Raw genomic sequence first — 14,238 nt, 5'->3', positions numbered from 1 at the left:
TAATTCAGGTGACTGCACATGAATGATTTACAGATCGACGACATCAAGACCGACGAAAACGCCGCCATGGTGTTGCTGGTCGATGACCAGGCCATGATCGGTGAAGCCGTACGGCGTGGCTTGTCCCATGAAGAAAACATCGACTTCCATTTCTGCGCCGACCCGCACCAGGCGATTGCCCAGGCGATCCGCATCAAGCCGACGGTGATCCTGCAAGACCTGGTCATGCCCGGCCTTGACGGCCTGACCCTGGTGCGCGAATACCGCAACCACCCGGCCACGGCGAATATCCCGATCATCGTGCTCTCCACCAAGGAGGACCCGCTGATCAAGAGCGCGGCGTTCTCTGCGGGGGCCAACGATTACCTGGTCAAGCTGCCGGACAATATCGAGTTGGTGGCGCGTATCCGCTATCACTCGCGCTCCTACATGACCCTGTTGCAGCGGGATGCGGCGTATCGCGCGCTGCGGGTTAGCCAGCAGCAGTTGCTGGACACCAATCTGGTTTTACAGCGCCTGATGAACTCCGATGGGCTGACCGGGCTGTCCAATCGTCGGCACTTCGACGAATACCTGGAGCTGGAATGGCGCCGGGCCATGCGTGATCAGACGCAGTTGTCGTTGTTGATGATTGATGTGGATTTTTTCAAGACCTACAACGATAGCTTTGGTCACGTTGAAGGGGATGAAGCCTTGCGCAAAGTGGCGGCGACTATCCGTGACGCCAGTAGCCGGCCTTCGGATTTGCCAGCGCGTTATGGCGGTGAGGAGTTTGCGCTGGTGTTGCCGAATACGTCGCCGGGTGGAGCGCGGTTGGTGGCGGAGAAGCTGCGTATGGCGGTGGCGGCGTTGAAGATTCCGCATATTGCGCCGGCTGAGGGGGCTAGCCTGACGATCAGTATTGGTTTGTCTACGGTGACGCCGCAGCAGGGGACGGATTGTCGGCAGCTGATATTGGCGGCGGATAAGGGGCTTTACACCGCCAAGCATAATGGGCGGAATCAAGTTGGGATTGAGTAGGGCTGGGTTTCGTTTTGTTGTGTTGTGTTGTGTACATATCCGTTTCTTCGGTAACGGCTACTTATGGTTCCGCTCTTACAGCGGCTCACTTTTGGAAAGGCCCAAAAGTAAGCAAAAGGCCTTCGCCCCAACACTCGGCACCTCGCCTAGGCTCGGTGTGCCCTCACTCCGGCTTGAATCCGTGGGCCGCCGCCACGCGCCATCCATGGCGCGGGGCGGCTAACCCGGCGTCCTGCCGGGTTGCCCACGGATTCAAGCCTGCGTTCGGCCAGCGTGTTTGACGGGGCGACCCCAGATCAAAAGCCAGAGCGCGGCGGCCTTAAAGCCGACCGGTATTTTTCCTGGTGTTCACTCTTCAACTGTGGGAACCGGCACCTGTGGGAGCTGGCTTGCCTGCGATGCAGACACCTCGGTACATCAGGCACACCTAGTTGATGCCATCGCAGGCAAGCCAGCTCCCACAGGGAAACGCGCACGCTTCATCGATCAGGTCGGCTGTCAGGCCGCCTCGCTTTGTTTTTGATTTTGATCTTAGGCGCCCCGTTAAACACGCTGGCCGGAATTCGGCATGGATTTGGGGGGTAAACCGGCAGGGATGCCGGTTTAGCCGCCCCGCGCCATGGATGGCGCGTGGCGGCGGCCCCCCAAATCCATGTCGAATTACGGGCACACCGAGCCTAGGCGAGGTGCCGAGTGTTGGGGCAAGAGCCCTTTTGGTTACTTTTGGGGCTCTTTTCCAAAAGTGACCCGCCGTAAGGGCGGAACCAATAGTGGCCGTTACCTAAATAACGGATATACACACCACCAACCCCGAGCCTTTTCGCCAAGCGGGCTGCCGCTCCCCCCCATTACCCGTTATACTCGCCGGCTTTCAAAAGTTCGCCAACGAGTGCTGCCCGCCATGGAAATCAACCCGATCCTTAACACCATCAAGGACCTGTCCGAGCGCTCCGAAACTATTCGGGGGTATCTTTGACTACGATCAAAAGCATGAGCGTCTGACCGAAGTCAATCGCGAGCTTGAAGATCCTGCTGTCTGGAACAAACCTGAATACGCCCAGGAACTGGGCCGCGAGCGCGCTGCGCTGGCGCAGATCGTCGATACCCTCGACGAGCTGAACACCGGTCTGGCCGATTGCCGTGACCTGCTGGACATGGCCGTCGAAGAAAACGACGAAGGCGCAGTGGGCGATGTCGTCGCCGAGCTGGCCCGTCTCGAGGAAAACCTCGCCAAACTCGAATTCCGCCGCATGTTCAGCCACGAGATGGACCCGAACAACGCCTACCTGGATATCCAGGCCGGTTCCGGTGGCACCGAGGCCCAGGACTGGGCCAACATCCTGCTGCGCATGTACCTGCGCTGGGCCGACAAGCGCGGTTTCGAAGCGACCATCATGGAACTGTCCGCCGGTGAAGTTGCCGGTATCAAGGGCGCGACCGTGCATATCAAGGGTGAATACGCCTTTGGCTGGTTGCGGACCGAGATCGGCGTACACCGTCTGGTGCGCAAGAGCCCGTTCGACTCCGGCAACCGTCGCCACACCTCGTTCTGTGCGGTGTTCGTCTCGCCAGAGATCGACGACAAGGTCGAGATCGAGATCAACCCGGCCGACCTGCGCATCGACACCTACCGCTCCTCCGGTGCCGGTGGCCAGCACGTAAACACCACCGACTCGGCCGTACGTATCACCCACGTACCGACCAACACCGTGGTCAGCTGCCAGAACGAACGTTCCCAGCACGCCAACAAAGACACCGCCATGAAAATGCTGCGGGCCAAGTTGTACGAGCAGGAAATGCAGAAGCGCAACGCCGCTTCCCAGGCGCTGGAAGACACCAAGTCGGACATCGGCTGGGGTCACCAGATCCGTTCCTATGTGCTCGATGCGTCGCGGATCAAGGATCTGCGCACCAACATCGAACGCAGCGACTGCGACAAGGTGCTCGATGGCGACATCGACGAGTATCTGGAAGCGAGCCTGAAATCAGGCCTGTAACACCCTAATTCTGTGATGGAAGATTTAAAGACATGAGCGACCAACAACTCGACCCGCAAGCCCTGCAACAGGAAGAAAACTCCCTGATCGCCCTGCGCAAGGAAAAGCTTGCTGCCGAGCGCGCCAAGGGCAATGCCTTCCCCAACGACTTCCGTCGCGAAAACTACTGCGATGCGTTGCAGAAGCAATACGCCGACAAGACCAAGGAAGAGCTGGCAGAGGCTGCGATCCCGGTCAAGGTGGCAGGTCGCATCATGCTCAACCGTGGCTCGTTCATGGTGATCCAGGACATGACCGGGCGCATCCAGGTCTACGTCAACCGTAAAACCCTGTCGGAAGAAACCCTGGCCGCGGTGAAAACCTGGGACATGGGCGACATCATCGCGGCAGAAGGCACCCTGGCCCGTTCGGGCAAGGGCGACCTGTACGTTGAAATGACCAATGTGCGCCTGCTGACCAAATCCCTGCGCCCGCTGCCGGACAAGCACCACGGCCTGACCGACACCGAGCAGCGCTACCGCCAGCGCTACGTTGACCTTATCGTCAACGAAGACGTGCGCCACACCTTCCGTGTGCGTTCGCAAGTGATCGCGCATATCCGCAGTTTCCTGATGCAGCGTGACTTCCTTGAAGTCGAAACGCCGATGCTGCAAACCATCCCTGGTGGTGCCGCGGCCAAGCCGTTCGAAACCCACCACAATGCGCTGGACATGGAAATGTTCCTGCGTATCGCGCCGGAGCTGTACCTCAAGCGCCTGGTGGTGGGTGGCTTTGAAAAAGTGTTCGAGATCAACCGCAACTTCCGTAACGAAGGCGTCTCGACCCGTCACAACCCAGAATTCACCATGTTGGAGTTCTACCAGGCTTACGCCGACTACGAAGACAACATGGACCTGACCGAAGAGCTGTTCCGCGAGCTGGCGCAGCTGGTCCTGGGCAGCACCGACGTGCCTTATGGCGACAAAGTGTTCCACTTCGGCGAGCCGTTCGTGCGTCTGTCGGTGTTCGATTCGATCCTCAAGTACAACCCTGAGCTGACCGCTGACGACCTGACCGACATCGACAAGGCCCGTGCTATCGCCAAGAAAGCTGGCGCCAAGGTGCTGGGCTTTGAAGGCCTGGGCAAGCTGCAGGTGATGATTTTCGAAGAACTGGTGGAGCACAAGCTGGAACAGCCGCACTTCATTACCCAGTACCCGTTCGAAGTGTCGCCGCTGGCCCGTCGCAACGATGACAACCCGAACGTCACTGACCGTTTCGAACTGTTCATCGGCGGCCGTGAAATCGCCAACGCCTACTCCGAGTTGAACGACGCGGAAGACCAGGCCGAGCGCTTCATGGCCCAGGTGGCCGACAAGGACGCCGGCGACGACGAAGCCATGCACTACGACGCCGACTTCGTCCGCGCCCTGGAATACGGCATGCCGCCGACCGCTGGTGAAGGTATCGGCATCGACCGCCTGGTGATGTTGTTGACAGACTCGCCGTCGATCCGCGACGTGATCTTGTTCCCGCACATGCGGCCACAAGCGTAAGCGAAGCGAAACCCGAAGCCGCCTTTTATAAGGCGGCTTTTTTATGTGGCGTATTTAAGCGTCAAGCAAACAGCGCCAAGGGATCGTTCCCACGCTCTGCATGGGATGATCGTTCCCACGCTCCGCGTGGGAATGCCTCCCCTGACGCTCTGCGTCACCTTTCAAAGGAAGATCTGTGGTGAACCGCGTTATGGCTCAAGAAGGCGCCGCCGGCATTGCTGCTGCCGTGGCTGAAAGTGTCCAGTACCAAGGCCGCAAGGCCAGTCGCCGGGGCAGCGAGCAGCGCCGGCAAGACATTCTCGATGCGGCCATGCGCATCGTCGTGCGCGACGGCGTACGTGGCGTTCGCCATCGCGCCGTGGCGGCGGAGGCCGGCGTGCCGTTGTCGGCCACCACCTACTATTTCAAGGATATCGATGATCTGCTCACCGATACCTTCGCCCAATACGTCGAACGCAGCGCCGCGTTCATGGGCAAGCTGTGGGTGCGCAACGAAGGCTTGCTGCGGGAGATGGTCGCCTACGGTGATGGCAGCCCGCAGTCGCGCTCGCAACTGGCCGATGACATCGCGCGGCTGACGGCCGACTACGTGATGCGCCAACTGACCAACCGTCGTGAACACCTGATGGCCGAGCAGGCGTTTCGCCAAGAAGCCCTGCTGAACCCGCGCCTGGCCGAGTTGGTGCGCTCCCACCAGCAGATCCTGTTGCAGGGCACCGGGCAGTTTTTCCAGGTATTGGGTTCGCGCGAGCCGCAGCAGGATGCCAAGGTGTTGACGGCTATAATCGGTCGGATGGAGTATCAGGGCCTGCTCGGCAGCGCAGACAGCCTGACCGGTGAAGAGATGCTTGAAATCCTCAAGCGCTACATGCATTTGGTGTTGGCGTCGGTCTGACGTAGGCTGCTTGGGCACATAACGTTTAAAGAGGAAGTTCCAGGTGGACGATTACCAGCAGACGATACGCACCTTGTCTGATCGCATTGTGCTGGCGCAAACACCGATTCGCGTCCTCGACGCCGTGAAGTGGGACGACAGCATTCGCCAGGGCTTCCTCAAGGCCAAGGGCAAGGAAATGCCGGCCGTGAGCCGTGACTATTACCTCAACCGGCCGTTGTCGTTCGATTCCAGTGCGGTGAAGCTGGAGTTCCAGAACATCGAGCGCGACATCACCCGTCGCCTCGGCCAGTTCAGCCCGGTGGGGCAGATCATGCGCCGCATGTGCCGCGAATACCGCATGGTAGTGCGCATGCTCGAAGCGCGTGGCACCGAAGACTTCGGCCTGATCTCCCAGGAACTCTACGGCGCCGCCTCCGATGCGTTCCACGCCGGCGACCCGACCCTGGCCGACCTCGGCCTGATGCTCTCCGACTACCTGAACAACATCGACGGCCGTGGCGATTTGAAGGATGAGGCCAAGACCCTCACCGCCAAGGACGCCGTTGCCTTGCTGCAAACCCGCCTGAACAAGGTGTTTGGCGAGGCCGAGGAAACCATCCGCGTGTTCGAGTCCGACGGCATTGTCGCCGACGCGGCGGCGGGCGCCGACTACATCAAGATCCGCGCCGACGCAATGTTCAACGACCGCGACGTGCGCGCCCTGGAAGTGCACGAAGGCCTGGTGCACGTCGGCACCACCCTCAACGGGCAGAACCAGCCGATCTGCACCTTCCTGTCCAAGGGCCCGCCGTCGTCCACCGTGACCCAGGAAGGCCTGGCGATCCTGATGGAGATCATCACCTTCGCCTCCTACCCGAGCCGCCTGCGCAAGCTGACCAACCGCACCCGCGCGATCCATATGGTGGAAGAGGGCGCCGACTTCCTGCAGGTGTTCGAGTTCTTCCGTGAGCAAGGCTTTGAAATGGCCGAAAGCTACGGCAACGCCAGTCGCGTATTCCGTGGCTCGGTGCCGACGGGTCTGCCGTTTACCAAGGATTTGTCCTACCTCAAGGGCTTTATCATGGTCTACAACTACATCCAGTTGGCGGTGCGCAAAGGCAAGTTGGAACAAGTGCCGCTGCTGTTTTGCGGCAAGACCACCCTGGAAGACATGCGCACCCTGCGCCAATTGGTGGACGAAGGCCTGGTGGTGCCGCCCAAATACCTGCCGGAGCAGTTCCGCGACATGAACGCGCTGGCGGCGTGGATGTGCTTCTCCAACTTCCTCAACCACTTGAGCCTGGATCGGATTGAGGCGGATTACTCCAACATCCTATAAAGGATCTGCCTGACAAAAACCGGATCAAAATGTGGGAGCTGGCTTGCCTGCGATAGCGGTCTATCAGTTGAAACAGTGGTGACTGATACACCGCTATCGCAGGCAAGCCAGCTCCCACAATAGAATCCCACTGAGTCTGAAAATTTCGAATATCAGCGAGGCTTCAACGGATGAGAATCCTCGGCATTCTGTGCCTGCTACTCACTTTAAACGGCTGCAGCTCCCTGCTGTTCTACCCCGAACCCGACCTACCGTTCACACCGGAAAAAGCCCACCTGGCCTACCGTGACATCACCCTCACCACCGCCGACGGGGTAAAACTCCACGCCTGGTGGCTGCCCGCCAAACCCGGCGTGCCGCTCAAGGGCACGGTGCTGCACCTGCATGGCAACGGCGGCAACCTGGCCTGGCACCTGGGCGGTAGCTGGTGGTTGCCGGAGCAGGGCTATCAGGTGTTGCTGCTGGACTATCGAGGTTATGGCCTGTCCGAAGGCAAGCCGTCATTGCCGGCGGTTTATCAAGACATCGACGCGGCGTTCAGTTGGATCGACAAGGCCCCCGAAACGCAAAACCAGCCTTTGATCGTCCTCGGCCAAAGCCTGGGCGGTGCGCTGGCGGTGCATTACCTGGCGGCCCATCCGGAGCGTCAGCCGCAACTCAAGGCGCTGGTCTTGGACGGCGTGCCCGCCAGTTACCGTGACGTAGGACAATTCGCCCTGAGCACCTCCTGGTTAACATGGCCGTTGCAAGTGCCCTTGTCCTGGCTGGTGCCGGACGCCGACAGCGCGATCCATGCCATGCCAAAGTTGACCGGCGTGCCGAAACTGCTGTTCCACAGCCTGGATGACCCGATTGTGCCGGTGGCCAACGTTATCCGCCTGTATCAAGCCGCGCCACCGCCGAGAGTGCTGCAATTGACCCGTGGCGGCCATGTGCAGACTTTTGCCGACAAGACCTGGCAAACCGTGATGCTGCGCTATCTGGACGATCCCCAGCACTTCAACGGCCTACGCCGCCTGGGCGAAATTCCGAATTATCCCATTCCCAACATTGATTCATCAGAGAGCCCGCAATGAGCGAAGAACGCAACATGATCCCGCTGATCCTCACCGGCATCGGCACCATTATCGGCACCGTCGGCTGCCTGTGGTTCTACGGCTACCTGCACTTCGCCAAGCCCGAAGATGCGCTGCTGCTCAGTGACTTCACCATGCTCAAGACCGTGCCGGGCGAGGATTACAAGATTTCCCTGACGCCGGCCGCGCAAGTGGCGCAGTGCGTCGATGGCGTGCTGGTGATGTTCGACACCGAGCAGAAAGGTCTCAGCGGCGTGCTGGTAAACAACAAGAAGCAGGCAGTGCGCTGCATGGGTCAGGAGACGCCGCAGTTGCAGCAGTAACCTGACCGGAAGGAACCATATTCCGTACGAGACCACTGATGGGAGTGTCGGCAAAGTTGAGACACAACTTACCCAATTGTGAACGTATGGAGTATGAATATGATTTCAGGTATCGGCGGCATGGGCGGCAATATGGTCGGCAGCATGGACCAGATGGGTCAAGTGGGTGGCCAGCAAGGGCAAATGGACGTCGAGAAGTTGAAGAAGCTTCTGGAAGAGTTGATGGCCAGCGTGGGTGGCGCCCAGGGCGGTAGCGGTGCGGGTGGTGCAGGTGGTGGTTCGGCAGGTGGTAACGGGGGAGACCCTCAGGCCCAGATGCAAGGCCCGCAAATCCAAATGCCTGAGTCAAACACTGGCCCTGTCAACTTCAGCTAAACAAAAAAACCCCGCTAATTAGCGGGGTTTTTTTATGACGTTCGATCAGTTGGCGACGGAAGACCGTGGCTTGACCGGTTGGTTGTCGTTGGAAATGGTCACTTCAACCCGGCGATTCATGGCACGGCCCGACACGCTGCCATTGTCGGCAACCGGGTATTCCTTGCCGTAGCCCTGAGTCACGATGCGCGAAATATCCACGCCTTGCTGTGCCAGTGCACGTTGTACCGAAGCGGCACGGCGCTCGGACAGGCTCTGGTTGTACGCATCGGAACCGGTGCTGTCGGTGTAGCCTTCGACGATCACTTTACGGTCCGGGTTGTCGCGCAGGAACTGCGCCAGCTTGGTGATATTCACCAGGCCGCTGGATTTCAGGTCGGACTTGTTGGTAGCGAACAGCACGTCACCAAAGGTCACCAGCGTACCGCGATCCGTCTGCTTGGCGTTCAAGCTGTCTTGCAACTGCTTGATCTGTGCGTCACGGGCTTCCAGCAGGGCGCGGGCACGGTCGTCGCCGGCGTTTTTCAGCTTGGCTTCGGATTCGCGCAGGACGATGGTGTCCTTGGCCACTTCAACGCGCTGGTTGGTCAGGTAGGCCAGTTGGTCGACCTTCTTCTGGTCTTCCTTGTCGCGATAGGCTTTGTCGGCCTTGTCCAGCCATTCGCTGGCGTCCTTGGTTTCCAGCGCCGCCAGCTTGGTGGCCTGCGGGTTGGTTTGCAGGGCCGAGTAGTTGGTCCGTGCGTTTTCCAGGTTCGCGTTCGGCGGGGTGGAGCAGGCCGCCAGGGCAACGCTCATCGCCAGCAGGGCAGGGATCATCAATTGTTTACGCATAGTCGTGTCGTCCTTTCAATTCGATATCGGGTGCAATGCAATCGGGTGGCGGCGGCTTATTGCTGTTTGATCACAGCCGGGCGCATGCCTTCCTGACGCAGCTCCTGCACAGCTTTCTGGGAGTCCTTCACAGCCTGCTCTGCCTTGGCGGCCTGGGCTTTGCGCTCGGCCACGCGAGCGTCCCATTCGGCTTGCTCGGCCAGGCGACGGGCTTCGTCGTAGTTCTTGTCGTGCATGGCAATTTCGGCTTGCTTGAGCTTGTCCTGGGCCGACTTCATTTCCACGGCGGCGTACTCGGTACCGCCAGCGCTGACTGCGCTGTTCACGGCAGACTGGGTCACCGCGTATTGCTCGGTCGGCGGGTTGCCGGCGCAGCCCGCGAGAACGAAGCTGGTGCCGATTGCCAGCGCGGCCAATTTAAGCCCGCGCAGGTGGTTAAACGAGGATTTGGCAGTGCTGGTCTTCATCGTCTTCAACTCCATTGGATAACTCCTGAAAAACTTCAAATCCATCCTCAGAGGTCGCTTGCGGGTCCGGCGGATAAGGCACATGACGCCAGTTCAAACGGCCGTTCCAAGTGATGGCTTACTGGGTGTGACCGGAGGCTTTTTTGAATAGTTCAGAGAAGATGGCGATTTGCCTAAAAAAATATCTGACTGATCGGTCAGCGAAAAAACTTGGAACTTCTGCGTTGCGCAGGGGTACGCCGGGCCTGCGGGAGGCCCGGAATACAAGGGGTTTACCGCAAGGTGTCAGTGTTTCTGTTCGTCGGCACTCGCTGACAAATCATGCAGATAGCGACGCGACAGCGTAAGGAAGCGTGGGGTAGGGCCGACGTCTTCGTACAGCGGGTCACCCTCTTCATCGGTGGCAATCACCTGCTGGCCCTTGATGTAGGGAAAGCTGGCTTCCAGCTCTTCAAGGGCGGCGCCGATCAGTTCGCCCAGCAATTCTTCAGGGTGGCGCTTGGGGTACATTTCGGCGATGGCCGCCAGCCGTGCAGCGGACTCCATATCCAGATGGATCGCGTACTCGGTTTTGGTCAGGCGACCCTTGGCGTTCTCTTCCCAATGTTGGGCCAGTTCTCGAATTTTCATGGCAACCTCAATAAAGCCCGCGATAGCAGGCGGTGATGAGTGACCAGCCGCGCGCGTGGATAAACGCGGCGACTCAGTGTTGAGACTAGCTGCATCCCACAAGGTTTAAAGTCTTGTCAGAAATGGATGCTGGCGGCACTCTGGCAGACCTGCGCGTCCCGGATTCCTGCTGGAGATTGGCTGATGAGTGATATCGATGCACGCTTGCGTGAGGACGTTCACCTGCTGGGTGAACTGTTGGGCAATACCATTCGAGAGCAGTACGGCGACGGTTTTCTCGACAAGATCGAGCAGATCCGCAAAGGCGCCAAGGCCGACCGGCGTGGCGCCGGCGATGAACTGAGTGCCAGCCTCAACCAACTGCAGGAAGACGAACTGCTGCCGGTAGCCCGGGCGTTTAACCAGTTCCTCAACCTGGCCAATATCGCCGAGCAGTACCAACTGATTCACCGGCGCGATGAGTCGCAGCCGGCGCCGTTCGAAGCCCGCGTGCTGCCCGAGCTGCTGGCGCGCCTGCAAAGCGAAGGCCACAGCAATGAATCCCTGGCCCGCCAGCTGGCGCGGCTGGAGATCGAGCTGGTCCTCACCGCCCACCCCACCGAAGTGGCGCGCCGCACCCTGATCCAGAAATACGATGCGATTGCCGCTCAACTGGCGTTGCAGGATCACCGCGACCTCACCACGGCCGAGCGCCAGCAGATCCGCGAGCGCCTGCAACGGCTGATCGCCGAGGCCTGGCACACCGAAGAAATCCGCCGCGTACGCCCTACGCCGGTGGACGAAGCCAAGTGGGGCTTCGCGGTGATTGAACATTCGCTGTGGCACGCCATCCCCAATTACCTGCGCAAGGCCGACCAGGCCCTGCACGCCGCTACCGGCCTGCGCCTGCCCTTGGAAGCTGCGCCGATTCGCTTCGCGTCCTGGATGGGCGGCGACCGCGACGGCAACCCGAACGTCACCGCGCCGGTGACCCGCGAAGTGCTGTTGCTGGCACGCTGGATGGCGGCGGATCTGTACCTGCGCGACATCGACCACCTGGCTTCGGAGCTGTCGATGCAGCAGGCCAGCCCGGCGTTGCAGGCCAAGGTTGGCGACAGCGTCGAGCCGTATCGCGCGTTGCTTAAACAGTTGCGCGAACGCCTGCGTGCGACGCGGCAATGGGCCCACACGGCGCTGACCGCGCCGACCCCCGCACCGGCCGAGGTCCTGCAAAACAACCGTGACCTGCTCGATCCGCTGGAGCTGTGCTATCAGTCGCTGCACGAATGCGGCATGGGCGTGATTGCCGACGGCCCGCTCCTCGATTGCCTGCGCCGCGCCGTGACCTTTGGCTTGTTCCTGGTGCGCCTGGATGTGCGCCAGGACTCCAGCCGGCATTCGGCGGCCATGACCGAAATCACCGATTACCTCGGCCTGGGCCGTTATGAGGACTGGGACGAAGACGCACGCATCAGCTTCCTGACGAAAGAATTGAGCAACCGTCGGCCGCTGCTGCCGGGTTATTTCAAGCCGTCGGCGGACACTGCCGAAGTCTTGAATACCTGTAAGGAAATTGCCGCCGCACCGGCTGCATCCCTCGGTTCGTATGTCATCTCGATGGCCGGCGCTGCGTCGGACGTGCTCGCCGTGCAACTGCTGCTCAAAGAGTCGGGCGTGCAGCGGCCGATGCGCGTGGTGCCGCTGTTCGAAACCCTGGCCGACCTGGACAACGCCGGCCCGGTGATCGAGCGCCTGTTGCTGCTGCCGGGCTATCGCGCGCGGCTGCAAGGCCCGCAGGAAGTGATGATCGGCTACTCCGACTCGGCCAAGGACGCCGGCACCACCGCCGCCGCCTGGGCGCAATACCGCGCACAGGAGCGTTTGGTGGACATCTGCCGCGAGCAGCAGGTGGAACTGCTGTTGTTCCACGGTCGCGGTGGCACCGTGGGGCGTGGCGGCGGCCCGGCCCACGCGGCGATCCTGTCACAGCCTCCAGGCTCGGTGGCGGGGCGCTTCCGCACCACCGAACAAGGCGAAATGATCCGCTTCAAGTTCGGCCTGCCGGACATCGCCGAGCAAAACCTCAATCTCTATCTGGCAGCGGTGCTGGAAGCGACCTTGCTGCCACCGCCGCCACCGGAGCCGGCCTGGCGCTATTTGATGGACGAATTGGCGGCAGATGGTGTCAGCGCCTACCGCGCCGTGGTGCGGGAAAATCCGCAGTTCGTCGAGTACTTCCGCCAGTCCACCCCGGAGCAGGAACTCGGCCGCTTGCCCCTGGGCAGTCGCCCGGCCAAGCGCCGTGCGGGGGGCATTGAAAGCCTGCGCGCGATCCCGTGGATCTTCGGCTGGACCCAAACCCGCCTGATGCTGCCCGCCTGGCTCGGCTGGGAAGCCGCGTTGAGCAAGGCGCTGGAGCGTGGCGAAGGTGAGCTGCTGGGGCAGATGCGTGAACAGTGGCCGTTCTTCCGCACCCGCATCGACATGCTGGAAATGGTGTTGGCCAAGGCCGATGCGGACATCGCCCGGCTGTATGACGAGCGCCTGGTGCAGCCAGACCTGTTGCCATTGGGTGCGCACTTACGCGACCTATTGTCGCAGGCGTGCAGTGTGGTGCTTGGCCTGACTGGCCAGTCGCAACTGCTGGCCCATAGCCCTGACACCCTGGAGTTTATCCGCCTGCGCAACACCTACCTCGACCCCTTGCACCTGTTGCAGGCCGAGTTGCTGGCCCGCTCGCGCCAACAGGAGGCGGCGCAGGACAGCCCTCTGGAACAGGCGCTGCTGGTGTCCGTGGCCGGTATTGCCGCTGGTTTGCGCAACACCGGCTAAGGTTTTCCAAGTGTTCTCAACGGCTTGCAGATAAACCACGGCGGCCGCCCGCAAATGGGCGGCCGGCGTTTGTGGCGGCGGGTTGCACCCGGGCACACCCTACCTATGACGCATGCCCTGCGCGGGTTCCTGCGACTTTTGGCGGCTTGTATGGTGACGGCCCGCTGTGTATCTTGATCAGCCTTTGGCCGTTTGGGCGGCCCGAATCCTATTTTTACGCGATTGGCCCCACGCGGCGAATCCGAGCATCATCTCTATAAAAAATTGAGGAGCACATCAATGCGCGTCATTCTGCTGGGAGCTCCCGGGGCCGGTAAAGGTACTCAGGCAAAGTTCATCACTGAAAAATTCGGCATTCCACAAATCTCCACCGGCGACATGCTGCGTGCAGCGGTCAAGGCCGGCACCGAGCTGGGCCTGATCGCCAAGAGCGTGATGGACAGCGGTGGCCTGGTGTCCGATGACTTGATCATCAACCTGGTCAAGGAACGCATCAGCCAGGAAGACTGCAAGAACGGCTTCCTGTTCGACGGCTTCCCACGCACCATTCCCCAGGCTGAAGCCCTGGTGAAGGCAGGCGTCGAGCTGGACGCAGTGGTCGAAATCGCGGTTGAAGACGAAGAAATCGTCCAGCGTATTGCCGGTCGTCGCGTTCACGAAGCCTCGGGCCGCGTGTACCACACCATCTACAACCCGCCAAAGGTTGAAGGCAAGGACGATGTGACCGGCGAAGAGCTGGTGCAGCGCAAAGACGACACCGAAGAAACCGTGCGTCATCGCCTGTCGGTCTACCACTCCCAGACCAAGCCGCTGGTGGATTTCTACCAGAAGCTGTCGGCTGCCCAAGGCAAGCCGAAGTACAGCCACATCCCAGGTGTTGGCTCGGTCGAGGCGATCACTGCCAAAGTGCTGCAAGCACTGAGCTGATCACTCGATTTGCTTCACCTATAACGGCCC

At 60.6% G+C, this 14,238-nt stretch carries 13 protein-coding genes; 10 read left to right on the top strand and 3 right to left on the bottom strand.

Annotation, left to right across the window (positions count from 1 at the left end; all coding sequences use genetic code 11):
• Positions 1-18: 18 nt before the first annotated feature.
• The 8 genes from J1G37_RS00805 to J1G37_RS00770 all read left to right on the top strand — a co-directional run bounded on the left by J1G37_RS00805 (position 19) and on the right by J1G37_RS00770 (position 8,542).
• Complete coding sequence (locus J1G37_RS00805; protein WP_017738220.1) at positions 19-1,020, top strand: diguanylate cyclase; 1,002 nt, start codon at positions 19-21, stop codon at positions 1,018-1,020.
• 901 nt (positions 1,021-1,921) lie between these two features.
• Positions 1,922-3,017 (top strand): peptide chain release factor 2 gene (prfB, locus tag J1G37_RS00800; RefSeq protein ID WP_102591687.1). Its coding sequence is split into 2 segments (ribosomal slippage): positions 1,922-1,993 and positions 1,995-3,017, totalling 1,095 coding nucleotides; the frame shifts between segments, so codons are not numbered across the junction.
• Positions 3,018-3,049: 32 nt separating this feature from the next.
• Complete coding sequence (gene lysS / locus J1G37_RS00795) at positions 3,050-4,552, top strand: lysine--tRNA ligase (protein ID WP_207039840.1); 1,503 nt, start codon at positions 3,050-3,052, stop codon at positions 4,550-4,552.
• A gap of 178 nt (positions 4,553-4,730) precedes the next feature.
• Positions 4,731-5,447 carry a TetR family transcriptional regulator gene (locus tag J1G37_RS00790; protein WP_026136994.1) on the top strand — a complete coding sequence of 239 codons (717 nt, stop codon included), beginning with the start codon at positions 4,731-4,733 and terminating at the stop codon, positions 5,445-5,447.
• Between the two features lie 43 nt (positions 5,448-5,490).
• Positions 5,491-6,768 carry a flavohemoglobin expression-modulating QEGLA motif protein gene (locus J1G37_RS00785; RefSeq protein WP_017738326.1) on the top strand — a complete coding sequence of 426 codons (1,278 nt, stop codon included), beginning with the start codon at positions 5,491-5,493 and terminating at the stop codon, positions 6,766-6,768.
• A gap of 170 nt (positions 6,769-6,938) precedes the next feature.
• Positions 6,939-7,844 carry an alpha/beta hydrolase gene (locus J1G37_RS00780; protein ID WP_207039839.1) on the top strand — a complete coding sequence of 302 codons (906 nt, stop codon included), beginning with the start codon at positions 6,939-6,941 and terminating at the stop codon, positions 7,842-7,844.
• Positions 7,841-8,167 carry a hypothetical protein gene (locus J1G37_RS00775; protein WP_017738324.1) on the top strand — a complete coding sequence of 109 codons (327 nt, stop codon included), beginning with the start codon at positions 7,841-7,843 and terminating at the stop codon, positions 8,165-8,167. The genes J1G37_RS00780 and J1G37_RS00775 overlap by 4 nt, the downstream gene beginning before the upstream one ends.
• Before the next feature lie 99 nt (positions 8,168-8,266).
• On the top strand, positions 8,267-8,542 hold the full coding sequence (locus J1G37_RS00770; RefSeq protein ID WP_207039838.1) for a hypothetical protein: 276 nt from the start codon (positions 8,267-8,269) through the stop codon (positions 8,540-8,542).
• Between the two features lie 45 nt (positions 8,543-8,587).
• On the opposite strand, the gene J1G37_RS00765 is transcribed toward J1G37_RS00770, so the two are convergent.
• The 3 genes from J1G37_RS00765 to J1G37_RS00755 all read right to left on the bottom strand — a co-directional run bounded on the left by J1G37_RS00765 (position 8,588) and on the right by J1G37_RS00755 (position 10,470).
• A complete protein-coding gene (locus J1G37_RS00765; RefSeq protein WP_207039837.1) occupies positions 8,588-9,373 on the bottom strand; it encodes an OmpA family protein in 786 nt (261 codons plus the stop codon).
• Positions 9,374-9,429: 56 nt separating this feature from the next.
• A complete protein-coding gene (locus J1G37_RS00760) occupies positions 9,430-9,840 on the bottom strand; it encodes a DUF4398 domain-containing protein (protein WP_177343934.1) in 411 nt (136 codons plus the stop codon).
• 285 nt (positions 9,841-10,125) lie between these two features.
• Entirely contained in the window at positions 10,126-10,470 is a 345-nt protein-coding gene (locus tag J1G37_RS00755; protein ID WP_207039836.1) for a pilin assembly protein, read from the bottom strand.
• Between the two features lie 183 nt (positions 10,471-10,653).
• Between J1G37_RS00755 and ppc the strand changes: the two genes are divergently transcribed.
• Together ppc and adk are read left to right on the top strand one after the other, a co-directional pair.
• Positions 10,654-13,281, top strand: coding sequence for a phosphoenolpyruvate carboxylase (gene ppc, locus J1G37_RS00750; protein WP_207039835.1), 2,628 nt, complete (start codon positions 10,654-10,656; stop codon positions 13,279-13,281).
• A gap of 279 nt (positions 13,282-13,560) precedes the next feature.
• Positions 13,561-14,208 (top strand): adenylate kinase, encoded by a 648-nt coding sequence (adk, locus tag J1G37_RS00745; RefSeq protein ID WP_017738318.1) that lies wholly within the window; start codon positions 13,561-13,563, stop codon positions 14,206-14,208.
• The last annotated feature ends 30 nt before the right edge of the window (positions 14,209-14,238 follow it).

The organism is Pseudomonas sp. Marseille-Q1929, assembly GCF_017316265.1.
GTDB lineage: Bacteria > Pseudomonadota > Gammaproteobacteria > Pseudomonadales > Pseudomonadaceae > Aquipseudomonas.
Note: the sequence above shows the minus strand (reverse complement) of the source record. Positions and strands in the feature narration are given on the sequence as shown.